This window comes from Grimontia hollisae CIP 101886 (assembly GCF_000176515.1).
Taxonomy (GTDB): Bacteria; Pseudomonadota; Gammaproteobacteria; order Enterobacterales; family Vibrionaceae; genus Enterovibrio; species Enterovibrio hollisae.
Genome location: NZ_ADAQ01000011.1, coordinates 400,791 through 426,044 on the forward strand (window position 1 = coordinate 400,791; position 25,254 = coordinate 426,044).

A 25,254-nucleotide genomic window follows, 5' to 3' on the forward strand; every position below is an offset into this window, starting at 1 on the left:
CGACTAGTCTTAAAAGAGTGAGGGTATGAAAGCAACTGCGCCGATATCCTTTCTACTTGATAACAGCACGATTTAGGGGGCAGGACCATGAGTATTTTCGACCACTATCGTCAGCGCTACGAAGAAGCAAAAGACGAAGAGCTGAGCCTTCAAGAGTTTTTGGACCTTTGCCGGGAAGACCGCAGTGCGTATGCCAACGCGGCAGAAAGGTTGTTAATGGCTATTGGCGAACCGGAGATGATCGACACCGCACTCGATCCCCGTTTAAGCCGCCTATTTTCCAACCGGGTAATTTCACGTTACAAAACATTCGAAGACTTCTACGGCATGGAAGATGCTATCGAGCAAATTGTGTCTTACCTCAAGCATGCTGCGCAAGGTCTGGAAGAGCGCAAACAAATCCTGTACCTGCTGGGGCCTGTCGGTGGCGGTAAATCATCACTGGCTGAAAAACTCAAAAGCCTGATGCAGAAAGTGCCGATTTATGTGCTGACTGCCAACGGCGAGCGTAGTCCTGTCAATGATCACCCATTTTGTTTGTTTGATGCTGTTGAGGACGGTGCGCTGCTGGAAAGTGAATACGGTGTACCGCAACGTTACCTGCGCAGTATTATGTCTCCCTGGGCGGCTAAACGGCTGCACGAATTTGGCGGTGATATTTCCAAGTTCAAAGTGGTAAAAGTCCGGCCATCGATCCTTGAGCAAGTCGCCATCGCAAAAACCGAGCCCGGCGATGAAAACAATCAGGACATTTCGTCTCTGGTCGGTAAAGTTGACATCAGGCAGCTCGAGCATTTTGCCCAGGATGATCCCGATGCCTACAGCTACTCCGGCGCGCTGTGTAAAGCCAACCAAGGCGTGATGGAGTTTGTAGAGATGTTCAAGGCACCGATTAAAGTGCTGCACCCACTGCTTACTGCCACACAGGAAGGCAATTACAACGGTACAGAAGGGCTCTCTGCCCTGCCCTTTGATGGCATGATCCTGGCGCACTCAAACGAGTCAGAGTGGCAAACCTTCCGCAACAACAAGAACAACGAAGCGTTTCTTGACCGTGTTTACATCGTGAAGGTGCCTTATTGCCTACGCGTGTCCGAAGAAATAAAAATCTACGAAAAATTACTGGAAAACAGTGAGCTGTCGAATGCGCCTTGTTCGCCAAGCACACTCGACATTCTTGCCCGTTTTAGCGTGCTTTCACGGCTAAAAGAGCCAGAAAACTCCAGCATCTTCTCGAAAATGCGTGTTTATGACGGTGAAACCCTGAAAGATACAGATCCCAAAGCCAAGTCCTATCAGGAGTACCGCGACTATGCGGGGGTAGACGAGGGTATGAATGGTCTTTCAACCCGGTTTGCCTTCAAGATCCTCTCCCGTGTATTCAACTTCGACCACTCAGAAGTCGCTGCAAACCCTGTACACCTGTTTTATGTACTGGAACAGCAGATAGAACGTGAGCAGTTTCCGCAGGAGAGCGCTGAAAAATACCTCGAAAACCTGAAAGGCTACCTGATCCCGAAATATGTTGAGTTTATCGGTAAAGAAATCCAGACAGCCTATCTCGAATCGTACTCCGAATATGGTCAGAATATCTTTGACCGTTACGTGACCTATGCTGATTTTTGGATCCAGGATCAGGAATACCGTGACCCTGACACCGGACAGTTGTTTGACCGTTCAGCGCTCAACAGTGAACTGGAGAAAATTGAGAAACCCGCAGGCATCAGTAACCCGAAAGACTTCCGTAATGAGATCGTGAACTTTGTGCTTCGTGCCCGTGCCAACAACGAAGGCAAAAACCCAGTATGGACAAGCTACGAAAAACTTCGCACCGTTATCGAGAAGAAGATGTTCTCAAACACCGAAGAGCTGCTGCCGGTGATTTCCTTCAATGCGAAAACATCCACGGAAGAGCAGAAGAAACACGATGACTTCGTCGCCCGTATGATGGAAAAAGGGTATACCCGCAAGCAAGTCCGTCTGCTGTCAGAATGGTACCTGCGTGTGCGTAAATCCTCGTAAACGTCTATCTAGGGATAAAGTGAAACTTACGGGGGGCTTATGGGGCATTTTATTGATCGAAGGCTCAACGGGAAAAATAAGAGTACGGTAAACCGTCAACGTTTTCTGCGACGTCATAAACGACAGATCAAAGAGTCGATTGCCGATGCTGTCAATAAACGGTCGATTACCGATGTGGATAGCGGTGAAAGCATCACTATCCCTTCCCGTGATATTCGAGAGCCTGTATTCCGGCAAGGTAAGGGCGGGCAGCGTGATGCTGTCCATCCGGGTAACGACCAGTTCATCCCCGGCGATCGCATTGAACGCCCGCCAGGAGGCGGAGCAGGTGGTGGCGCGGGAGAAGGTCAGGCAAGTCCGGATGGCGAAGGACAGGACGATTTTGTTTTCCAGATATCAAAAGATGAATACCTGGACTTACTGTTCGAAGATCTGGAACTGCCAAATCTGAAAAAGAATCAGATGACCAAGCTGGTGGAATGGAAGACCCACCGCTCCGGTTTCAAAGCAACAGGTGTGCCCGCCAATATCGCCATTGTGCGCTCTTTACAAAACTCATTGGCACGCCGCACGGCAATGTCAGCCGGTAAGCGCCGAAAACTGCGTGAACTGGAAGCAGAGCTGGAATCACTGAGAAGTACAGAGCCCGCCCAGCCGCTTGAAGAAAAACGTGTTCAAGAAGAAATTGATGAACTGAAAGCAAAAATTGCGGCAGTTCCTTTTATCGATACCTTTGACCTGCGCTACAAAAACTACGAAAAACGCCCACAACCTAGCAGCCAAGCGGTGATGTTTTGTTTGATGGATGTGTCAGGCTCCATGGATCAGGCCACCAAAGACATCGCAAAACGTTTCTATATTCTTTTGTATCTGTTTCTGACCCGTACTTATAAAAATGTAGAAGTGGTATTCATCCGCCATCACACGCAAGCCAAAGAAGTGGATGAGCATGAGTTTTTCTATTCTCAGGAAACCGGCGGCACAATTGTTTCCAGTGCTCTCAGGCTGATGAACGACATCGTCAAGGAACGTTACCCTGCCAATGAATGGAACGTGTACGCCGCACAGGCTTCAGACGGTGACAACTGGGCAGATGACTCCCCAGGCTGTCGTGAGCTGCTGGAGAAACAACTGCTACCGGTTACCCGTTACTATGCGTATATCGAAATCACTCGACGCGCTCACCAAACACTGTGGCGCGAGTATGAGTCAGTGGCAGAAAACTACGACAATTTTGCCATGCAGAATATTCGCTCTGCCGATGACATTTTCCCTGTCTTCCGGGAGTTGTTTAAAAAGCAGGTAAGTTAGGACTTACTTTTTTGCGGATGAAAATCCAAGGAGGACAACATGGCGGTCGCATCAAAGAAAAAGAACAAAACGCTCAGTGACGGTCCTGACTGGACGTTTGATTTGCTTGACAAGTACCACCGGGAAATCAAGCGTGTGGCGGAACACTATCGTCTGGACACTTATGTAAACCAAATAGAAATCATTACAGCCGAACAGATGATGGATGCCTACTCCAGCGTAGGTATGCCCATCAACTATAATCACTGGTCATTCGGCAAGAAATTTATCGAGACAGAGCGCGGCTACAAACATGGCCACATGGGTCTTGCGTACGAAATTGTGATCAATTCCGACCCTTGTATCGCCTATCTAATGGAAGAAAATACCATCACGATGCAGGCGCTGGTCATGGCACATGCTTGTTATGGTCACAATTCTTTCTTCAAAGGCAATTACCTGTTCCAGACCTGGACCGATGCGGGTTCTATCATTGATTACCTGCTATTTGCCAAAAAGTACATCAGTGAATGTGAAGAGAAATACGGTGTCGATGAGGTGGAAAAGCTGCTCGACTCCTGCCATGCACTGATGAACTATGGCGTCGACCGTTACAAGCGGCCACAAAAAATCTCCATTGCTGAAGAAGTTGCTCGCCAGAAAGCGCGTGAAGATTACTTACAGAGCCAGGTCAACGCACTTTGGCGCACGATTCCAAACAGTGAAAAAGTTCGGGAAAAAGAGGTTGAACGTTTCCCCTCAGAACCACAGGAAAACATCCTGTACTTTTTCGAAAAGCACGCCCCGTTGCTGGAGCCCTGGCAACGGGAGATTATCCGTATTGTCCGTAAGGTCAGCCAATACTTCTACCCTCAGAAGCAGACTCAGGTGATGAACGAGGGCTGGGCTACATTCTGGCACTACACCATTCTCAATCACCTCTATGATGAAGGTCTGGTCACAGACCGTTTCATCATGGAATTCCTACACAGCCACACCAATGTCGTGGCACAACCACCCTATAACAGCCGCTTTTACAGTGGTATCAACCCTTATGCGCTGGGTTTTGCGATGTTCCAGGATATCCGGCGCATCTGTGAAAACCCTACCGATGAAGACAAACACTGGTTTCCTGACATCGCTGGCAACGACTGGCTCGAAACGCTGCACTTCGCCATGCAAAACTTTAAAGATGAAAGCTTCATCAGCCAGTTCCTGTCACCTAAAGTGATGCGGGATATGAAGTTTTTTGCTATCAACGACGATGACAGACAGAACTTTATTGAGGTGACAAGCATTCACAACGAAGAAGGATACCGTCAGATACGCGAAAAGCTGTCAGCGCAGTACAACCTCAGCAACCATGAACCCAATATCCAGGTGTTTGATGTCGATTTACGTGGTAATCGCTCACTGACCTTGCGTTATGTTCCCCACAACCGCATCCCATTGAGTGATTCCTACCAAGAAGTGCTCAAACATGTGCACCGCTTATGGGGGTTTGAGGTGGTGCTGGAGGAAGAGCTCTCCGATGGAAAAAGCAAGATCATCGCCACCTGTCCGAAGCGCCCTCAGTTTGATCCAGACTTTATACCTGGTAGCTGAAACCGATAAAAAAACCGCCATTCTTGGCGGTTTTTTGTTCACGGCATCAGCGGTTAGGCTTCCTCTTGTTCCATCAACCTGGCAATGGTCTCTCGGTTAGAGAACCAAATCGCACCACATTCACGGCCGTATTGTTTAATTCGGTCAGCTACATCCAGATGGCGGCCTTCTTTTGCAATAACAAGCAGGTCTCGGTAAAACTGAATAGCCAGCTCACGGGCACGCTTATCCATGAAGTAATAACCACCCACGCGTGAGTAAATTTTTCGCATGCCATTCATGGTCAGCACGTAGACTTTATTACCAGAACACTGGGCCATGCCCTGAAACAGCATGTAGTCAAAGTGGTTAAACGCACGTCCACGGCAAACCGCTTCACAGATCTCTAAGTCTGTTTTACCAAAAGTATCGAAGATTTTCTTGACGTCCTGCTGAATGGCCTCTTTCTCTTCTGCCATTTCGATAAAGCTGCCAAAGCTATCGCTTGCCAGTAATGACTCACAACGTCCAATCACTTTTTCGATCAGATCGGCACAGGCTTGAGGGTTATTTTTTACAGCATAGCGCATATAAACACCGCTAATATCGGTGCGAGCGGCCAGCAAGTTCTCTAAAACACCTTGAACATCTTCACCCTCTAGGGTCACAAGGGTATCCAGAATATTGAGACCAGAGGTGTTCATGTAATCATTCACCCGGGTTGGCTTACCATGTTGAATAGTCAGCCAGCCATCGCGTGCAAGGCGCTGGAGCACCTCACGAAGGGTTGTGCGTGTGACACCAATCAGTTCTGACAACTCGCGTTCTGCGGGAAGTATTGAGCCTTGAGGAAAATGATTATTCCAAATACTCTCGATAATATATTTCTCAGCAAAAGTTGCCGGGCTATCCGCCTTAATCACCATTTAGTGTTGTTTCCAGGTTGCTTCTTATCTTGGATTAATAACTCATCATACCACTTATCAAGGCCACCTAGAAACCTAAGAAAGGTTTTGTTTATAGGTTATTGACAGCAATTTAACGGGCTAACATCACAGTTAATTAAATTTGGTGTTTTTTAAAACACTGCATCGCCGAGGTTTCATTGCAACAACATGCGCTTTCCCACACACACTTAGCTGTATCCTCCACCCAGATACAAACCTTCAACTTTATTGCATGTTATTACGATTAAACAGAAGCTCATCCAGTCGCCTAACGATGCTGTTCAACTGGGTACATTGTGCGCTAACACACACCAATCTTGATCATTATCACTGTACACACGCACTCCCACGAATAGAATAAACACGCCAAAAATGTTACAAAACATTTCAATATTCCTGAATTAGAGTTGCGTTTTCCGTAACACACTCCAATAATTTAATTAACATGTAAAGGGTTATTGACTGTTTGAAAAGTCGCTGTATCGTGTGCTCAAGCTCGATTATGCATTAGGTCTCATCGGCGCTTTTCGTCGATTACACGGTGTGTAAGGGTCAAATACCCGCTATTTCAACATGTTTGAAGTAGCGCAATTTACCCCTCCACTTTTGCAACAGAGCATTTACATCTACATTTCAAGCCTCTAGAAACACTTGCATACATAAGAAATAGAGACATAAACATGGCCATTACGCTCAGGAATGCTTTCATCAAGAATTTTCTCGGTAAAGCACCCGACTGGTACAAAGCGGCAGTTATTGCCTTTTTGATTATCAACCCCATCGTTTTCATTATTGATCCGTTTGTTGCAGGTTGGCTGCTGGTGGTGGAATTCATTTTCACACTGGCGATGGCACTGAAATGTTATCCGCTGCAACCCGGAGGCTTACTGGCTATTGAAGCCATTGCCATTGGCATGACGAGCCCAGAAACAGTGAAACACGAGTTGATTGCGAACTTTGAAGTGTTGCTGCTGCTTATCTTTATGGTGGCGGGCATTTACTTTATGAAGCAGTTATTGCTGTTTATCTTTACAAAAATATTGCTTAGCATTCGTTCAAAAATACTGCTTTCCTTGGCTTTCTGCTCAGCAGCGGCATTCCTTTCCGCATTCCTTGATGCCCTGACCGTCATTGCTGTTGTTATCAGTGTTGCCGTCGGTTTCTATTCAATTTATCACCGCGTCGCTTCCGGTAAGGACTTTCAAGCCAACCATGACCATACCTCCGACGAATCTGTACATGATGAATTGAGCCGTGACGACCTCGAAAATTATCGTGCTTTTCTGCGCAGCCTGTTGATGCATGCTGGTGTCGGTACTGCCCTCGGTGGTGTGATGACCATGGTGGGTGAACCTCAAAACTTGATCATCGCGGAAAAGGCAGGCTGGCAGTTTGGTGAATTCATTATCCGCATGCTGCCAGTGTCCTTGCCAGTGCTCATCTGTGGCCTGCTCACCTGTATACTGGTTGAGAAGTTCGGTTTATTTGACTACGGTGCAAAACTGCCTGAAAACGTACGCCAAATCCTGATTGAGTTTGATAAAGCTGAGCGTGCAAAACGTACTAATTACGATGTTGCAAAGCTGATTGTCCAGGCGCTGATTGCAGTTTGGCTGATCATTGGTTTGGCAATGCATCTGGCAGCGGTGGGGCTGATTGGTCTGAGTGTCATTATTCTCGCTACTTCTTTTACCGGGGTGATAGACGAGCACCACATTGGTAAAGCGTTTGAAGAAGCCTTGCCATTCACCGCGTTGCTGGCCGTTTTCTTCTCGGTGGTTGCGGTTATCGTAGATCAAGGTTTGTTCACACCAGTCATCAGCTCTGTGCTGGAATTTGAAGGAGCCGCACAACTTACCATGTTCTACATTGCGAACGGTTTGCTTTCTATGGTGTCAGATAATGTGTTCGTCGGTACGGTTTACATCAATGAGGTCAAAGCAGCACTGATGGATGGCATAATTAGCCGTGAACAATTTGAACTGTTGGCTGTCGCAATCAATACTGGCACCAACCTACCTTCAGTGGCGACACCAAACGGCCAAGCAGCATTTCTGTTCTTGTTAACGTCAACACTGGCGCCCTTGTTGCGCCTCTCATACGGCAAGATGGTGTATATGGCGCTGCCTTATACCATTGTGATGGGCCTTGTCGGTCTGGCTGGTGTCGAGTTACTGCTGATCCCAATGACGGATTGGTTCTATGATGCAGGTTGGATCTCACTTGGATCCATGGATGCAGTTGGTGCGGTGAGTGCCGGACATTAAAGGTTGATTTTCAATCGATTACATTTTTGAATAACAAAGTCCCACCCTCTGTGGGGCTTTGTCTTTTACAACGGATTCATATTATATGTTGTCGTATTTCAACAAAATTTCCCGCGGACGTGGCGCCTGGTTTTTGCTGATGCTGTCGGGGTTAATCCTCGAAGGCTGCGCCCTGTTTTTCCAACATGTGATGCATCTGGCCCCCTGCGTTATGTGTATCTATGAACGCGTGGCCATGCTTGGTGTGGTCGGTGCTGGCCTTATTGGCATGCTCGCCCCACACAACGCTCTGGTCCGTTGGTCAGGCTTGGTAGCCTGGGGAGTTGCTGCCGGTTGGGGACTGAAGCTTTCGATAGAGCACGTTGGCTATCAATTCCCGGATCCGAACGATCTGTTTGGCGCAACCTGTGACATCTTCGTTTCCTTCCCCTCTTGGGCACCATTAAACCAGTGGGTACCGTGGATGTTTGAAGCTAGCGGTGATTGCAGCAAGATTGTGTGGCAGTTTCTGACGCTTTCTATGCCTCAATGGCTGGTTGTCATTTTTGCTGCAATGCTGATTGTACTGGCTATCGTCATACTGTCTCAGCTATTCGGTAAACGAGAACGTCGCCTGTTCTAACTCCATTTAAACACACTGACAATTGTTAAAAATCCCAGTCTGACCTGGGATTTTTATTATTCATTTTTTAGCAATTCCACCAAAGGCTTGTCAGCATCACTGAATGTGTAGTCATCCAGTTGTGCCTTGGTGACCCAGGCTATGTTCTGGTGACAATGCAAAGTGATTTCACCTTCCACGCGCTTACATCGATAACTTTTGAGCAAAATCGACTTGGCAGGATAATGGTGCAGTGTTTCTATCAGGTATTCGCCCACACTCACCTTCACGTCCAACTCTTCCCAAAGCTCCCTGACCAATGCCTCAGGCTCTGATTCACCGGGCTCCACTTTGCCGCCGGGAAATTCCCACAGGCCGCCGTCATTTTCAGCGCGTTGAGTAATGAGGACCTTATCGCCATCAGTGATCACACCTGCCACCACCAGAATTACGTCACTCGACATCTTACCTACCGCAACACTTCTTGAATTTCTTGCCGCTGCCACAAGGACACGGATCGTTACGGCCTACGGATTTATAGGGGTTTACTGCCCGCGCCCCTGAACCTTGCTGGACTTCATCTGCCGCCAGCGCAACTTCATTGATCATCAGGGGCAACTGCTGGTAGTACTTTTCAGGCGAAGGCAACGCCGCAAGCCCAGCCTCTTTCATCTGATCCAGCGTTCCCTGCTCATCATGCAAGAAAAGCATGGTTGTCATCAGGGCAGAAAGCATACGCCGGCTACCATCAGACACAGTCACTTCCTGCCAAGCGGGTTCAATATGGGGCCAGACCGCCAGAAAACCCTCTGCAAACGCCTGATGATTTTCATTGCGTGAAGCATCCAGGGCCAGCGCAGAAGGCAATGCATAAGCGTGTTTCATCAATGCTGCGTACTGCTGTTCAAAATGCAGCATGATGACTTTTTTCTGCGTGACGGAAATGGGCTCAGGGTCGTCTTCATCCACACCACCCGTAACCAACACAGGCAGCCAGCTTTCAGGCTCCAAAGGGGCGGGGGAAAGATTCGCTGCCAGCAGTGCGCCTTCAATAAACGTGGCAGGCATCCCCTCCCAGTCAGGTTGCAGTTCGACCATTGATGTCATTTTGCTTCTCTAATTACCTAAAAAAAGGATCATAACCCAAAACAATGGGTGACGCCGTATTTCGTCTTTCCCAAAACGACACAGCATTCAGACCAAACCCTTTGCACCCAGATTTCCGTGATTCATCAAACAAATGATTTAAGACGTCGAATCATCTTACGAAAATCGTGGTAGTCTTAGCCGCAATTGCTCATCGGAGAAATTCAGCCAGTGCCATCATCTCGAAGTGTCATCATCGCAGGTGCAACCGGTTTGATTGGTGACGAATTATTGCACCAATTATTGGGCGATCCGGATGTTTCACACATTCATGTGGTCACCCGACGCCCGGTGAGTGTGTTTTCAGAAAAGATCATCGTGCACCAGAGTCCAGACCTGTCTGTCACTCACTGGCAACCCCAATGGCCTGTACCAGTGCAAGGCTATATCGCCCTTGGCACAACGAAAAAGCAGGCAGGCTCCAGACAGGCACTGGAAGACGTGGATTATCACCTGGTTGTCAAAGTCGCCAGAATGATGGCGGTGGTTGGCGTGAAACACCTGGCTGTGGTTTCCAGCATGTTGGCCCACCCCTGGTCGCCTTCCCATTACCTTCGTTGCAAGGGAAAAATGGAGCGGACATTGTCGGAAATGGGCTTTGAGCGCCTGTTGGTTGCAAGGCCAGGTCCTTTGCTCGGTGAGCGTGAAACGCCACGTAAGGACGAGCAAATGTTGCAACGCCTGATGCCAGCATTTCGCCCCTTTCTTGCAGGCCCATTGGCTGATTTCGAACCGGTTGAAGCGGTGCGGGTTGCACGCGCAATGATTTCCACCCTTTCAGAGAATAACTGGCCGGGACGCATTGATTACCGAATCCTTTCCGGTCGTGTTCTCAACCAATATTAATCAGGCATAACCAACAGCAAAGCAAAAAGGCAGACTCCGGTCTGCCTTTTTGATCAGAAGATTAATTGGAATGGGGTTTCATCGCCCACCCTTTCTTCATCGGATAAATGCGTTTAAACGTCCGTTTATTCTTGCGTTTCAGTGCAATATGGCACGATTCCATGATCAGGCCAAATGCCATCGCGAAGTACACATAACCTTTGTTGACATGGATACCCACACCTTCCGCCATCAAAAGTCCACCCAGTAACACCAGAAACAACAGCGCCAGTGTTTTAAAGCCTGGATAGCGGATCACACAGTTGTTGATTTTCTCAGCAAACACCAACATCACTGCTGCAGAGGCCAGAATCGCCGCAATCATCAAAGGAACTTCATCGGTCATGCCGACTGCAGTGATCACCGAGTCCATCGAGAACACGGCATCTACTGCCACGATTTGCAGCAAGATCAGGGCAATACCTGCACGCACTTTGCTGCCATGCTGGGTTTCAGTATGGGTCAGCCATGCCCATAGCTCCTTGAGGCTTTTCGCCAGCAGGAAAGCACCGCCACCAATCATGATAAGGCCACGCCCCGTCAGGGAGACATCACCCAATGTCATCAGCGGTTTGGTCAATGACATCAACCAGCTGATCGAGAACACCAGACCGATACGCGCCAAAACGGCAAGACCAATACCCAGATTTCGCGCCAGTTTACGCTGGTGCGCGGGCAGTCGTTCACAAAGTACCGAGATAAAAACGACGTTATCGACACCCAATACCACTTCAAGGGTAAACAGGGTCGCCAGGATAACGAGAGATTCAGGTTGCAGAAACAGATCTAGCATGCTGCGGACTCCTTGCTAAAGGAGCGGAATGAAATGAAACAACTCGAGGGGTCGTCCATATAAAGCGTTTTTGTACCTCTTGGTTAGAATGAGCATACAGTTCACCATAAGGCTTGCATGTCAGCAATCCAGCAAGATGTAACGAAATGTAACAACAAGAATAAGCTGTTGATATAAAAATCAATTAATGAGATTAAGCCAGATTTACAGTGTGGCTGCATCGCTCAATATCATCGAGCGCAGTGACGATTTCACCGAGAATTTGCTGCTTGTTTTTCAGTTGACGGATACGCACAAACAGCGCTTTCGCTTCCGGATACTGAGCCTGTAGGTACCTGAACCACTGCTTTACACGGTTCGGGTAATAAAGCCCTTTGTCACCACGGATTTCAAATTCGGAATAGCGAACCAGAAGCACCAGCACCTGATGCCAGGACATAGGAGCAGCATCGGTTTTAATGTGGGTAGCAAGGTTTGGCATGTTGAGTGCGCCACGGCAAACCATCAGAGTTTCGCAACCAGAGACTTCAGCACATTTCAGCGCATCCTCACGGCACCATATATCCCCGTTGGCAACCACCGGAATAGACAGGCGCTTTGTCAAATCGCCAATCAAATCCCAGCGGATGGTCCCCGCTTTGTAGGCATCCGCTTTGCTGCGTCCATGGACGACAATTTCATTTGCGCCACCGGATTGTACCGCATCAGCAATCTCCCGATAGGCGGAGACATCGTCAAACCCCAGCCTTACTTTCGCACTGACAACCTGATCATAAGGCACAGCCTCACGCACCGCTTTCACCACCTGATACATCAGCTCCGGCTCCTTGAGCAACGCTGCTCCGCCTTTATTGCCATTCACCGTTTTAGAGGGGCAACCAAAGTTGATATCAACCCCCGATGAGCCCAGCTCTGCCACCAGCGCGGCATTTTCAGCCATATAATGCGGCGACTGACCTAAAAGCTGCACACGGACAGACGTACCGGAACGGGTTTTACCGCCATTTTCCAGCTCCGGACTCAGCTTGTAGTAAACCCGTGGAGGTAATTTAGCATCCACCACCCGGACAAACTCCGTTACACAGAGATCGTAAGGGTTTATCTCTGTCAGGATTTGGCGCATCAGCGGGTCCAGTACGCCCTCCATCGGGCCTAACGTCAATTTCACAGACATTAACCCCAGTGAAGATGATGCATGATATGGGCATTTAAACCGAAACAGTTCATTTATATCGAGTGGTTAATAAATTATTCTTCATAGAAAAAGTAGCAACAGAGAAATCCACCGCCTGAATAGGCGGTCATCTTACCAGCCAAACCACCAATGATCACACCTTGAATACGAAAATGGCGGTTCAGCCAGCTGAATCGCCATCTCTTGAAACAGTATGATATTGATACAACGCTGTTAGCCCAGCACACCATCAATAACAATCTCAGCTTTCCCCCTCATGAATAATGCAAAGAGGGAAACCTCATAGGAGCATGCTACCAACAGACTGATTTTTAACAAAAAATGTATATCAACCGCACTGAATAGAACCTCGGTTATAAATTAGATCAGGCACTTCTCTGCCCTCTTCAAGCGCTTTCATATCACCAAAGATAGGCCCAGAATGGTGCCCATAGGGTTTGTTACCATTCAGCTCATACAGCTCTTGTACCATTTTGACGTAAGCACTCACCTGCTCGTCAGTTACCCCTTGCCGAGTTTGACCATACACCTCATCCGTATTCTCATTCAATACTTCAAATAGCTGCTCTCTCAGCTGTAAGATAGCAGCGCTTCTCTCTCGCATTACTTCGTCTGGCGATTTAGTAGGCTTAGCTGGCTCAGTTGACTTCACAGCCAATAGCGTCTCACCATGAGTAATCAATTCAAATAACTCTGCTTTCCCTTGTAAGATCTCAATGCACTTTTGATTTTTCTCTTCGCTAGACAGTTGCCTAACCGATAGCACCGGTAAATGGGCAGAAGTAGAAGTTTCACTGTTAAGGGGAGTTATTATACGAGATGCATGAAAGCACGAATGGTTAACACTAAACATTAAAAACCTCCGATATTCATTGTTTTATCACATCTCATATAACATCGCCCTCAGTAAAAACAATCAGATTAATTAAGAGAAAATTTGATTTTTTTTGATGTTAGTATTTACTACCAGAATAATCCTGAGAGCAACTCATTTCCCAAAAAACATGCATTTCCCTAACTAACACAAACGCTTGTCGTTAGCAGTATTTTTCAAACACCTCATTTATTTCATTAATGGTTTCATCTTTGAAGTTCGCTATATCAAAGTCCATATTGAAATTTTCAAAAAGTAATGAAGAAAAGCGTTTTTTTGCTTCTTTATTTTCATCAGAAGTTCCTAATTCCCCTTCACAGATAACAGATATTAATGCCTTTGCCTGACGAATGGTTGGCATTTTTAAATTTTTCTCAATAATTTTCTCATCTATTTTATTATCTAAGAATTCATACACTTCATTGAGAACTTTATTTCTATCTTCTGCTGATAGTCGTTTCATTTCACTATTTTTATCAAGTAATGATGTAAAATAGTGTTGTAATGGTGCTGAACACATTGAACAATCCATATTAATACTACTCATAACCTGTTTATGAATAACACCTTTTTTCTTATCAATTTCACTCTTACAACGAATAACAGTTGATTTTTCCAAGAGTTTTTTATTGATTTCAGCGTTACAGACAAACGAAAGATAATTCTTTAATATTCCATACTTCTCTTTGCTATCTGATGATATACTTTTTTTAGCTACCTTTAATGTTTTAAATACAGCATCATCAATAGTCTTACTGGAAATTTTCTTCACCATCAAAGAGTTATTTCGCATCTGAAATTCCACACTATTACCTGTTCTTCTAGATAATGAGTGCATTCGAGTAATTGGCATTTGTTTTTCCTAAAAATATCTAAATATAGATATGTGATATTTATTGTTATAATAAACACATTAATCATGAATATTGAAAAATATACTTCCCAGGCTCTCTCACATAAAAATATCCCTAGGCGTATTCATGGCTACACAGACTCGCAATATGGAAGGAACTCAAATTATTACAAATAACCATATAAACTTAATCTATGGCATAAATTTAACCAGATTTCAAACACCCTCAGTCAGCAGAAAATCTGAGGGTATTTTAAATTTACAATTACGGTAGAGATCTATTAATGCATAGAAACCATCATGTAGATAACCAATTGATTTAATTTGCAATAACCATCTGCATCAACCCAAAGCGTCCTCTCCATAGCTACCCGTTAAGGTCTTTAGGAATGCTTTAATCGCTCTCACTTCTTCGTCTGAAATTTCTATGCCAACCTGATACTTACCCATATCATAAATCGCTTTCTCTAATGTATCCGCTTGCCCATCATGGAAATATGGAGGTGTGAGTTCAATATTACGCAGTGTAGGAACCTTAAATTTATATTTATCTTCTTCTTTTCCGGTGACATTATATCGGCCAAGATCTGCTTCAGTTATTCCTTTACCACGTTCTGCAAAGTAGTCAGCTTTCATCCCCATGGTTTCAAAGCTACCATCTCCCATGGCTTCACCTGCATGACAAGTTTGACAATTGTACTTGTTGAATAATATTCAACCACGCTTCTCTTCAGGGCTCAATATATCGGCATTACCCAACAGATATTGGTCAAATCGGCTATTAGGTGTAATCAATGTTTTTTCAAATTCAGCAATCGCATCAGTAATCGTATTTCCATTGATTTCTCCATCATAAACTTTGTCAAACATTGCTACTACAGCTGGGTCTTGACGAAGTTTATCAATGATCTGTTCCCAGCTTTCTGAACCCATTTCAACAGGATTAAATGGAGGACCACCAGCCTGCTCTTGCAAGTTGTCTGCTCGCCCATCCCAAAATTGCAGTTTGATACTCAGCATTAAATACTGTCAGTGCGTTGATACCACCAATTTGATTATGAATACCCACAGACGAAACACGTCGATCTACACCGCCTGTTGTTAAGCTATGACATGATGCACATGAAATACTATTGTCTGCTGAAAGTCGCGTGTCGTGATAGAGAACTTTCCCCAATGTCACTTTATCTGCGTCAGTTTCAAACATTGTATAAATAGGTTGTAGTACATCGCTTTTTCGCTCATCTGAGACCGGTGATTGGCGATGTTGCTCAGCACGCTTCGTGCGAATCCACTGCAACAGGGCAGCCCAATGCATCGTCAAATAAAGCGAAAGGGGCATTGAGTCATCGTTGAGCACCTTTTCAATACGAGCTAATGCCACTTCTGAGATTGGGCCACCACGCTTGACATCATCCAAAAAATTTGTCATGTCAAAGTGACGCATTGCAGTTCGTACATCTGCTTCCATAAGCTGTTTTGCAATAGGCACCTGGGAGTAAAAAGGCATTTCACTATTTGGCGAGTGGCAGTAAGCACATCCTTGGTCTGCCAAGACTTTCATTGCTTGATAGTCAAGTGTTGATGGATCTAGTGAACTAAACTGTGCCAGATTCTTTTGAGCCAGTTGAGTATCATCTTGGTTAACTTTGTAAACAGAACCTAAATATATCAGTAACCCTACACTCAACAACCAAACTGTTGCGTTCTTTTATTCATAAACCACTTTATTGTTATCATGTAAATTAAAAATAAAACTTCATTAAGTTATTGTAGGTGTTTATGCATTACATATTTCAAAACTTCCAGAAATATAAACTCATCCCCCCAGCCTACAGATAGGCTTGGTATTCAAAGAAAAAACAACACTTGCTAGACAATACAATTATTCACATGTCCATCACCATGCAACTTCCTATTCTTATTAAAAAAGATATACATAACAATACATTACACTAGTTATTTTATGAAAAATAAAGTTATCTTAGCCTATTGGCTAAACAATAGTGATGGCTGGATGTTTCACATGTATTCATTAATCTTCAAATATAAAAACACACCATTCCATGGCGCTATACCCATTCAACTTGAAGATGCACCCCCAATGCAGCAGAGTTATTCTGCTCATACAAAAACCCGAGTGTGCCATTCGTCTATGGCATCACTCGGGTTTAAACATTCCTCGCAATTACCAGTAAATTTTCCTGCAGGCTTATCATTAGGTGCTTACATATAGGACACAGAAACCCTTACTAAAAGCCCATTCGTAAACCTATAAAAATGCCGCCTTTCTATTGCCAAAAAGTGGCGATGAAGTAGCGACATATTTTAAGAGTACGGCAAGTTATTGGGTAGGGGTCATTTCATAATATTCAGAAAAACCGCTAAAACCTCATCTCCGGTTAGGGTGATTCAGAATATGATCCTCCCAATCAATCACGTCGATTTCATACACTACTTTCTCACGCACAGACTGATTCGCGGCGTGCATGGCTTCTTTTGAGCCAGTGATCAGCGGGTGCCACTTTGGCAGCATGTTACCCTCTGCCAGTAAACGGTATGAGCAGGTATCCGGCAACCAGTAAAACTCTTCAATTTTATCGCGGGTCAGCTTCAGGCAATCTTCATCATAGCTAAAGCGGTTAGGATAATCTTTACATGAGCAGGTTTTGTCGTCCAACAGGCTGCAGGCGATATTGGTGTAATACAACTCCTCAGTATCTTCATCAATCAATTTATGAAGGCAACACTTGCCGCAGCCGTCGCACAGCGATTCCCATTCCGCATCTGTCATTTCGGCTAGTGATTTTTGTTCCCAGAAAGCCATTGCCATACTTCCCCGTATCTACCAGTCAATGTTGAGAAAGGCGCTCGTTATACCACCCAGAACAAAAAGTGCAAGCATCAGACAACATCCCTTCATTCTACAACTGCTTGTCAGAGGGTTATATGCATCGACCCGCAATACTTTGCATTCATAGGATGTGAGTGGTACTGTGCGCACCCACCATGGGGATAGGATTATCACCTCGCAATCAAAGGTAAGAAATGAGTGAACCTACGATAAGTTGCCGTTTAGGCTGTGGTGCTTGCTGCATCGCACCCAGCATCTCCTCCCCTATTCCAGGCATGCCAAACGGCAAGCCCGCCGGAGTGCGCTGTATCCAGTTGAGCGATCAAAATCTTTGTAAGATTTTTGGCCAGCCTGAGCGCCCGGCAGTATGCCACCAGTTCAAACCCGACCGGGATATCTGTGGCAGTACCAACCAGTATGCCATTAAGATGTTGACAGAATTGGAAGCGCTAACCTAGCCCCTCCCCTAAGTAGGTATCATCACCAATCTATTCTGGACAAAACATACCCGATCACAGATCCATCGTGACATACTAGCGGACGAATGTGTCGTAACTAGAAAGCGCCTTTTGTTTAATCAGTTGAAATACAACAAAGCGAGCCAGGCAGCTCGCTTTCAGCTTGTGTGTGGAGAAGAAAAACTAGTGCACGTGACCGTGCTCAATCTCTTCAGCAGTGGCGTCACGCACTTCGCGGATCACACCTTCAAATGACAGTACCACACCGGCCAGTGGGTGGTTGCCATCGATGGTCACTTCGTCACCGTCAATCGCAACGATGGTCACCTGAATGTTGCCTTGTGGTCCCTGTGCGTTAAACACCATGCCCACTTCCAGTTGCTCTACACCCTGAAACACCCCACGTTCAACCTTTTGGATCAGGGCTTCATTACGTTGTCCATACGCATCGTCAGGTTGGATTTGAACAGAAAATTCTTCACCTTCTGCGCGACCGGCAAGCGCCTGTTCCAGGCCCGGAATAATGTTACCCGCACCGTGCAAATACGCTAAAGGATCTTGACCTTCCGACGTATCAATCAGCTGTCCGTCTTCGTCTTTTACCGTGTAGTCAATTTTTACGACTTTGTTTTCTTCAATCATCTTGCCATCCTTTGTCGGCAGCGAATTTATGTATCGTATCTTTAAGCCGGAAAATCGACCCGAAAGAGTGTCAAGGACAGAACGCCACAGACAGATACCCGTTCATCTCTCTGACTGTAACACAGTGAGCAAAGCACTAAAAAAATCGGCCCGGTTGCAGCGTTTTGATTCCCAAAAACGTGAACTCAGACCGATCTCATTGATTTTAATGGCTGAAAATTAACGCCACAGAGCCTTTATCGGGTAATCCCTGCGAAAGCGATGGGCAATTTGGGCCTGCAACAGTTCTGCGGTTGCAATGGCATCAGTTAACGCATTATGCCCTTGATAAAAAGGCAAGTTATAGCGGCGGCGACTGTCCGCAAGCCGAATAGAGGTCAGCGGCTTTTTCAACACATAAGACCAAAATTTCTGGATAGGTTTGCGATAGTACCAGGATTCAATCTCAAGTGTGTCCACTACCGGAAACAACAGACTTTCCCCTAGCCGACTTTCCACGGCAGCTTCAAGGAAATCGCGCTCGATACGGCGGTAATGCGCCACCACGATTTTCCCTTCCAGAGAGGCCAACACTTCTTCCAGAATACGGCGCAGGTCCGGTGCATCACTGACATCAGAATGGGTAATACCGTGAAAAACCACAGACTCCGCTTCAAGCGGCCTTCTTGGTTTCACAATCCAGTGTTTGGCGTCGCGGCAGTAAATACGGTCAAGGGTAAACGGGACCAACCCGATACTGATAATGTCGTTCTGGCTGGGATCCAAGCCCGTGGTTTCCAGATCAAGTGCAACAAACTGCACGTCAGAAACCGGGGTATCGCCGCTTACTACGCCGCATTGGTAAAAACGCTTAAGCAGTGGCACCTTCGCCTTTTGCTCCAACCGTTTTATCAGTGTCGGCCAGTCAGGGCCCGCTTCTACCAGCGGCGCCCCTTTATTCGGTTCAAGGAATAACATGCTGCGCTCCTAGTTACTGCGGTTTGGCTGGTAACGGTATTTCAGGAACTTTTGCGCATTACTCATGATTTGGAAGGCATCTTTAAGATTCCGGCGCTCGAATTCAGACAGGTTTTCCGGCTCGATGTTGTTGTCAGGGTCAATTTCCTGCGCCACATCAAACGCTTGGTGGCGAATGCGGACCATAGAGATAAATTCCATCGCATCGCGAATGTCCTCCCCCCGCCCTTTTGGCAAAATGCCTGCTTCAATAATGTCGTCCAGACGTTCAAAGGAGTTTTGTGAACGGGAACCGACCGCCAACGCATGAACACGGATCAAATCAGCCAATGGCGCTGTTCCCCGACGTTTCAAATTCATGGAGTTCCTATGACGGCCATCCTGCTCCATCACAAAGTTTTTGAAAAAGCCCAGTGGTGGCGTGCGGTTCAGGGCATTTCGCGCCATGCATGCCAGAAAACGGTTGTTGCGCTTTGCGCGACGGCAAATAAAAGCTTTGAGCGTCTCCGCCCAGTTAGTTGCACCGTAAACGCCATCCAAATCGAAGAAAATATTGCTGTTAAGCAAAGATTGCGGATTCGGTTGATCAATCCAGTCGGCAAACGTCTCTTCCCACTCGGTGCGCGTTTTTCGCCACTGTGGATTAGTTGCCATAATGTTACCGGTACAATAGCTATACCCGCATCGGGCAAGACCATCACAGACAAACGTCGCTAACGCCGCAAAGTACTCACCGTGCTCCACTTCATCATATTTGTCGTCAAGGATGATGGCGTTGTCCTGATCAGTCACAATCAACTGCTCATCACGGGCCATGGAGCCAAGCGCCAGAAAGCAATAAGGCACCGGCGGTGGGCCAAGCGCCTCTTCTGCCAGTTCCAGCAGGCGCTGTTTAAAACTGCGACCGATGACCGCCATGGCTGAGCCAATCATGTGAGAGTTGGCATCTTCTGACACCATACGCGAGAAACAGGCAGGCACATCTTTCGACAGCACTTCGAGATCATCCACCGTCTGCTGGCGGAAAATGCTGCTCACAATCACCAGGCTGCTCTGTGATTCGTATCGAACAATGTCAGACAGGGCCACCACCCCAATCGGCTTTTGATTTTTAAGGATAGGCAGGTGATGCAGGTTATTGCGAAGCATGGTCAACATGGCTTCAAACACGTAGGCATTGTGATCCAGGGTGATGATTTGCGGCGTCAGGATTTCACTGATCGGTGTCTCATAAGGCAGCCCTTTAGCCACCACACGGGAACGCAAATCATTGTCAGTAATAATGCCTGCAATTCGCTCCTGCTCGACACCGTCTTCGTCGCTTTCCATCGTCATCACCAGCAAGGAAGAAACCTCTTCGTCTGTCATGATTTGCGCTGCATAGCGAACGGAAGATTCACAATCAACAGTGACAGGGGAGCGAAGAATCAGATTGGTGACTTTCGATGTGGCCAGGTCACTGCTATCGCGGTGGCTTTCCACAGCATTACGCAGCCGCAAGCCATCCTCTACTTCCATAAAGTCAGAGAAAGATTCGAAGCGATCGCAAAGATCGTCAAACACAGTATCAGGAAGAAAGTAAATCAGGCTGTCTTCAATGGCTTTGGCCGGGAAACGCGCACGACGGCTTCTCATCAGGCCCCATTGACCAAATGTTCCGCCTTCTGATAACCGGTTGAACAGCTCCCCTTTGCGGCGATAAATTTCCACCACTCCACTGCGTACAATGCATAAATCCTGAACCGCTTGGCCGTATTCATAAATCTGGGTACCAGCACGGAAATAAGATATTTCCACCTGCTTGGCAGCATTATCGACTTCCTCACCAGGCAGTTCATCAAATGGAGGATGTTGTTTGAGAAACGCTGCGATTTCTATTTGTTCCGCTTCCATGACTTCTCAATCTATCAATACGTCATTCCCAAAGAGACCGACGTTTAAACGACATACCAGACAAAACGGGGCAGACGTTCTGTCTGCCCCGTTTTAGCGATTTACCAATCTAACTTCTCGGTTCAGACATTAAACCTTTTATCACCGAAACACAGGCAACCAACAACACAATGGTAAACGGGAAGCCGGTTGATACGGCCATCGCCTGCAAGGCGACCAGACCACCACCGAGCACCAGTACAATAGCTACCAGCCCTTCAAACGTACACCAGAAAACACGCTGTGGTACCGGTGCATCTACCTTACCACCCGCAGAGATGGTATCAATTACCAGTGAACCGGAATCCGACGAGGTGACAAAGAATACCACCACCAGGATGATACCAATGAATGAGGTGATAGATGCCAAAGGCAGGGCATCTAACATCGCAAACAACTTCACCGGCAAGTCCGCTTCAGACACTGCGGTGTAACCATCATTGACCAGTTGGCTAATCGCCGTGCCGCCAAACGCGGTCATCCAAAGCACACAAGCCAGTGATGGGATCAGCAGAACACATACTATAAATTCACGCACTGTGCGACCACGGGATACACGCGCAATAAACATACCCACAAAAGGTGACCATGAAATCCACCACGCCCAATAGAATGCTGTCCACCCTTGCGTGAAATTAGCATCTTCCCGCCCGAATGGGTTCGCCAACGCAGGGAGGTGTTCAACATACGATGCCAGATTGCCGAAAAAGCCGCCAAGGATAGACAAGGTCGGCCCCATAACAATCACAAAAAGCAACAGAGCAATGGCCAGCATCATGTTAATTTCAGACAGACGCTTAACCCCAGCATCCAGACCAGCCATGACGGAAACCAAAGCCAATGCCGTAATACAGGTTACCAGCACAATTTCCGTTGTTGTCCCAAGTGGCACCCCAAAGAGGTAGTTCAAACCGGCAGCAGCCTGCGAAGCGCCAAAACCGAGCGATGTAGCCAGACCAAATAGGGTGGCAACCACAGCCAGAATATCAATCACATGCCCTACCCAGCCCCAAACGCGCTCGCCAAAAAGTGGGTAAAACACAGAGCGCATGGTGAGCGGCAACCCTTTATTGAAAGAAAACAGCGCCAGTCCCAACGCCAGAATTGCGTAGATAGCCCAAGGGTGCAAACCCCAGTGATAAATGGTGGCTGCCATCGCCAGCTCTTTTGCACCTTGCACATCGCCCGCCGCCGCACCGAGTGGCGCCCAGTCTGTGCGAACGCCGTTTTCAACCGCAGTCCCCCCAAAGGAAGATGCGTAGTGAGACATAGGTTCAGACACACCGTAGAACATCAGGCCAATCCCCATGCCGGCGGCGAACAACATGGAGAACCAGCCAACATACGTGTAATCCGGGGTTGCTTCGGTTCCACCAAGACGGACCTTACCGAGCGGACTGACCACCAGAGCCAGACAGGTGATAACGAAAATATCGCCTGCTGAGAGGAAAAACCAATCCAGGTTTGAGGTCAACCAACTGCGAAGGTCACCAAAAAATGGGGCGACATCTTTTTGGAACGCGAGGGTGACAAATACAAATAGCGCAACAGCCAAACCAGAAATCAGGAAAACACGGTTGTGAATATCAAGCCCAAATGGGCCTACTTTCAGCGCAATATTGTCCTGTCCAATCTGATAATCTGTGTCTATGGGGTTAACGTTACCGTCTGGCTTCATTAACTCATCATGACTTTTATCGCTCACAGTAAACTCCTTGTCCGTTTAGCGAATTAAGCAGCTAATGGCGTTGAATATGCAGGGTGAGATCGCGTAAAACCATGCTTTCCATCATCAGGCATATTGAACGCTCACTAACTTCAGGTTTTGGGCCTGTTTGGCCCTAGAGACCAATAATACCCTAACACATCCTTCGTGCTCAATGCTTCAACAATGGGAGACACATCGAGTTAGCTGCTGTTATTAATGAACTATTACTCACTCGCTTGTGTAAATCCTGCAGACAATCAAGGCAATTAAACATTGAACACTAAACATTGATATTATGCTGTAGCCTGCTATTTCTATCCTTTGTCGAACGCCTCAGCGTTATAAATGCGTCGCTACCGGGCCTTTGTCGACCGGTTTACCATTGTCGGCTTCTAACTATTGAGATTCTAAATCGAAAAATCCGGGTGCATGCACCCGGATAGTGTAAGGCTTACTTGCGTGGTTCTGACATCAGTCCCTTCACCAGGGAAAATGCACACATCAGCAAAACAATACAGAACGGCAAGCCGGTAGACACCACCATCGCCTGAAGCGCCCCAAGGCCACCTCCCAGCAACAGCGAAATAGCCACCAGTCCGACAAACGAACACCAGAAAATACGTTGTGGTACCGGCGCATCCACCTTACCGCCCGCAGAAATGGTATCGATCACCAGTGAGCCAGAGTCAGATGAAGTAACGAAGAACACCACCACCAGGATAATCCCAATCAACGATGTGATATTTGCCAGTGGCAGGCCATCCAGCATGTTAAACAGTTGCAACGGTAAATCGGCATCCACAACCGCGCGGTAACCCTCCTGAAGCTGTTCAATTGCCGTGGTGCCGAAGGCTGTCATCCACAGTACACATACAGAGGTCGGGATCAGCAACACACAGATAATGAATTCACGCACTGTGCGGCCACGGGAAACACGGGCAATGAACATCCCTACGAATGGCGACCAGGACATCCACCATGCCCAGTAGAACGCCGTCCAGCCTTGGGAGTAGTTGGTATCTTCACGGCCAAACGGCATGGAAAGCGCAGGCAGGTTCTCTAAATACGCCATCATATTGGTGCCAATGCTGGTGAAAATCGACAGGGTCGGCCCAACGATGATCACAAACATCATCAGCAGTGTTGCCATGCCCATGTTGAACTCAGACAGGCGTTTCACACCAGCATCCAGCCCCGCGACCACAGAGGCCAGAGCCAGTCCGGTAATCGCAATGATCAACACGACCTGCGTGGTGATCCCGCCCGGAATATCAAACAGGAAGTTCAGACCTGCTGCCGCCTGAGATGCGCCAAAACCCAGTGATGTCGCCAGACCAAACAGGGTCGCAACCACAGCGGTAATATCAATAATGTGGCCCGGCCACCCCCAGATACGCTCACCAAAGATAGGATAGAAAATGGAGCGGATGGTCAAAGGCAAACCTTTATTGAAGGAGAACAAAGCCAACGACAAGGCGATCAGGGCGTAAATGGCCCAGGGATGCAGTCCCCAGTGGTAGATGGTTGCTGCCATGCCAAGATCTTTCGCTGCAGCCATATCGTCCTCAGCGCCTCCCAGAGGTGCCCAGTCAGTGCGCACACCATTCACCTCAGCTACACCACCAAAAGAAGACGCATAGTGGGACAGAGGTTCAGACACACCGTAGAACATCAGGCCAATCCCCATGCCTGCGGCGAACAGCATGGAAAACCAACCAACATAGGTGTAATCGGGCGTCGCTTCCGTACCTCCCAAGCGAACACGGCCAAGGGGGCTGAAGATTAAAAGCAAACAAAGGATAACGAACAGGTTACCGGCACCAATGAAGAACCAGTCCATCTGGGCGGTAAGGGTGTTTCGCATTTCGTTGAACAGGGGGCCAACAGAGTGACGAAACAACAAGGTGATCAACACGAACAGCGCAATCATCCCACCTGAGACCACAAATACCCGGTTGTGGATGTCCAGCCCAAAGGGGCCAATTTTCAGCGCGATATTGTCCTGACCTACCTGATAGTCAGTATCGATAGGCGTCACTGCACCATCCGGCGACATTAATTCATCGTGACTTTTATCACTCACAACGACAACTCCATTTTCTTTGAGATGATAAAGGCATCATTTTTGCCTGTTTAAACGCGCACTATCACAGGTTTGGAGAGCAGGGTAAAACAAAAATATCTTATTATATCCAGTTGATTTAATGATATAAAATATTCAGAGAGCACTAACAAACTTCAACATT

The 25,254-nt window shown here is 47.1% G+C and carries 21 protein-coding genes and 1 pseudogene; 7 read left to right on the forward strand and 15 right to left on the reverse strand.

What is annotated here, in order from left to right; genetic code table 11:
- Positions 1 to 87: 87 nt before the first annotated feature.
- The 3 genes from VHA_RS08105 to VHA_RS08115 are packed head-to-tail and all read left to right on the forward strand — an operon-like array spanning position 88 to position 4,917.
- On the forward strand, positions 88 to 2,022 hold the full coding sequence (locus tag VHA_RS08105; RefSeq protein WP_005503435.1) for a PrkA family serine protein kinase: 1,935 nt from the start codon (positions 88 to 90) through the stop codon (positions 2,020 to 2,022).
- Positions 2,023 to 2,061: 39 nt separating this feature from the next.
- The gene (locus VHA_RS08110) at positions 2,062 to 3,333 is read left to right on the forward strand and encodes a YeaH/YhbH family protein (protein WP_005503436.1); all 1,272 of its coding nucleotides are present in this window, start codon (positions 2,062 to 2,064) and stop codon (positions 3,331 to 3,333) included.
- A 39-nt stretch (positions 3,334 to 3,372) separates the two neighbouring features.
- Positions 3,373 to 4,917: a SpoVR family protein gene (locus VHA_RS08115; RefSeq protein ID WP_005503438.1), complete on the forward strand. Its 1,545-nt coding sequence runs from the start codon at positions 3,373 to 3,375 to the stop codon at positions 4,915 to 4,917.
- Between the two features lie 53 nt (positions 4,918 to 4,970).
- Here the strand turns inward: VHA_RS08115 and fadR are convergent, their stop codons facing one another.
- The gene (gene fadR, locus VHA_RS08120; protein ID WP_005503439.1) at positions 4,971 to 5,822 is read right to left on the reverse strand and encodes a fatty acid metabolism transcriptional regulator FadR; all 852 of its coding nucleotides are present in this window, start codon (positions 5,820 to 5,822) and stop codon (positions 4,971 to 4,973) included.
- Between the two features lie 701 nt (positions 5,823 to 6,523).
- Between fadR and nhaB the strand changes: the two genes are divergently transcribed.
- Both nhaB and dsbB read left to right on the forward strand, forming a co-directional pair.
- Complete coding sequence (nhaB, locus tag VHA_RS08125; RefSeq protein WP_005503440.1) at positions 6,524 to 8,110, forward strand: Na(+)/H(+) antiporter NhaB; 1,587 nt, start codon at positions 6,524 to 6,526, stop codon at positions 8,108 to 8,110.
- 88 nt (positions 8,111 to 8,198) lie between these two features.
- A complete protein-coding gene (dsbB, locus tag VHA_RS08130; RefSeq protein WP_374189260.1) occupies positions 8,199 to 8,732 on the forward strand; it encodes a disulfide bond formation protein DsbB in 534 nt (177 codons plus the stop codon).
- A gap of 56 nt (positions 8,733 to 8,788) precedes the next feature.
- On the opposite strand, the gene VHA_RS08135 is transcribed toward dsbB, so the two are convergent.
- Entirely contained in the window at positions 8,789 to 9,175 is a 387-nt protein-coding gene (locus VHA_RS08135) for a (deoxy)nucleoside triphosphate pyrophosphohydrolase (RefSeq protein ID WP_005503442.1), read from the reverse strand.
- A 1-nt stretch (position 9,176) separates the two neighbouring features.
- Positions 9,177 to 9,818 carry a YecA/YgfB family protein gene (locus VHA_RS08140; RefSeq protein ID WP_005503443.1) on the reverse strand — a complete coding sequence of 214 codons (642 nt, stop codon included), beginning with the start codon at positions 9,816 to 9,818 and terminating at the stop codon, positions 9,177 to 9,179.
- A gap of 210 nt (positions 9,819 to 10,028) precedes the next feature.
- On the opposite strand from VHA_RS08140, the gene VHA_RS08145 reads away from it, so the two are divergent.
- Positions 10,029 to 10,703 carry a Rossmann-fold NAD(P)-binding domain-containing protein gene (locus VHA_RS08145; RefSeq protein ID WP_005503444.1) on the forward strand — a complete coding sequence of 225 codons (675 nt, stop codon included), beginning with the start codon at positions 10,029 to 10,031 and terminating at the stop codon, positions 10,701 to 10,703.
- A gap of 61 nt (positions 10,704 to 10,764) precedes the next feature.
- On the opposite strand, the gene VHA_RS08150 is transcribed toward VHA_RS08145, so the two are convergent.
- The 7 genes and pseudogenes from VHA_RS08150 to VHA_RS08175 all read right to left on the reverse strand — a co-directional run bounded on the left by VHA_RS08150 (position 10,765) and on the right by VHA_RS08175 (position 17,290).
- Complete coding sequence (locus tag VHA_RS08150; protein WP_005503445.1) at positions 10,765 to 11,535, reverse strand: TerC family protein; 771 nt, start codon at positions 11,533 to 11,535, stop codon at positions 10,765 to 10,767.
- A 193-nt stretch (positions 11,536 to 11,728) separates the two neighbouring features.
- Positions 11,729 to 12,703: a tRNA dihydrouridine(16) synthase DusC gene (dusC, locus tag VHA_RS08155; RefSeq protein WP_040528708.1), complete on the reverse strand. Its 975-nt coding sequence runs from the start codon at positions 12,701 to 12,703 to the stop codon at positions 11,729 to 11,731.
- A gap of 355 nt (positions 12,704 to 13,058) precedes the next feature.
- Complete coding sequence (locus VHA_RS08160) at positions 13,059 to 13,583, reverse strand: hypothetical protein (RefSeq protein WP_040528494.1); 525 nt, start codon at positions 13,581 to 13,583, stop codon at positions 13,059 to 13,061.
- A 184-nt stretch (positions 13,584 to 13,767) separates the two neighbouring features.
- The gene (locus tag VHA_RS08165) at positions 13,768 to 14,457 is read right to left on the reverse strand and encodes a hypothetical protein (RefSeq protein ID WP_040528495.1); all 690 of its coding nucleotides are present in this window, start codon (positions 14,455 to 14,457) and stop codon (positions 13,768 to 13,770) included.
- 342 nt (positions 14,458 to 14,799) lie between these two features.
- Complete coding sequence (locus tag VHA_RS19320; protein ID WP_272482472.1) at positions 14,800 to 15,123, reverse strand: cytochrome-c peroxidase; 324 nt, start codon at positions 15,121 to 15,123, stop codon at positions 14,800 to 14,802.
- A 48-nt stretch (positions 15,124 to 15,171) separates the two neighbouring features.
- Positions 15,172 to 16,021: pseudogene (locus VHA_RS19325) on the reverse strand (cytochrome c peroxidase).
- 828 nt (positions 16,022 to 16,849) lie between these two features.
- Positions 16,850 to 17,290, reverse strand: a complete 441-nt coding sequence (locus tag VHA_RS08175) for a YcgN family cysteine cluster protein (RefSeq protein ID WP_040528496.1) — start codon at positions 17,288 to 17,290, stop codon at positions 16,850 to 16,852.
- A 230-nt stretch (positions 17,291 to 17,520) separates the two neighbouring features.
- Between VHA_RS08175 and VHA_RS08180 the strand changes: the two genes are divergently transcribed.
- Complete coding sequence (locus tag VHA_RS08180; protein ID WP_104439943.1) at positions 17,521 to 17,769, forward strand: YkgJ family cysteine cluster protein; 249 nt, start codon at positions 17,521 to 17,523, stop codon at positions 17,767 to 17,769.
- Positions 17,770 to 17,952: 183 nt separating this feature from the next.
- Here VHA_RS08180 and VHA_RS08185 read toward each other — a convergent pair whose 3' ends face one another.
- From VHA_RS08185 to VHA_RS08205, 5 genes are all read right to left on the reverse strand, one after another.
- On the reverse strand, positions 17,953 to 18,411 hold the full coding sequence (locus tag VHA_RS08185; RefSeq protein WP_005503452.1) for an FKBP-type peptidyl-prolyl cis-trans isomerase: 459 nt from the start codon (positions 18,409 to 18,411) through the stop codon (positions 17,953 to 17,955).
- A gap of 219 nt (positions 18,412 to 18,630) precedes the next feature.
- Positions 18,631 to 19,368 (reverse strand): 3'-5' exonuclease, encoded by a 738-nt coding sequence (locus VHA_RS08190; RefSeq protein ID WP_005503453.1) that lies wholly within the window; start codon positions 19,366 to 19,368, stop codon positions 18,631 to 18,633.
- Between the two features lie 9 nt (positions 19,369 to 19,377).
- On the reverse strand, positions 19,378 to 21,261 hold the full coding sequence (locus VHA_RS08195; protein ID WP_005503454.1) for a DUF294 nucleotidyltransferase-like domain-containing protein: 1,884 nt from the start codon (positions 21,259 to 21,261) through the stop codon (positions 19,378 to 19,380).
- A 109-nt stretch (positions 21,262 to 21,370) separates the two neighbouring features.
- Positions 21,371 to 22,978 (reverse strand): BCCT family transporter, encoded by a 1,608-nt coding sequence (locus VHA_RS08200; RefSeq protein ID WP_223173242.1) that lies wholly within the window; start codon positions 22,976 to 22,978, stop codon positions 21,371 to 21,373.
- Positions 22,979 to 23,459: 481 nt separating this feature from the next.
- Positions 23,460 to 25,091 carry a BCCT family transporter gene (locus tag VHA_RS08205; RefSeq protein WP_040528499.1) on the reverse strand — a complete coding sequence of 544 codons (1,632 nt, stop codon included), beginning with the start codon at positions 25,089 to 25,091 and terminating at the stop codon, positions 23,460 to 23,462.
- Positions 25,092 to 25,254 lie beyond the last annotated feature (163 nt).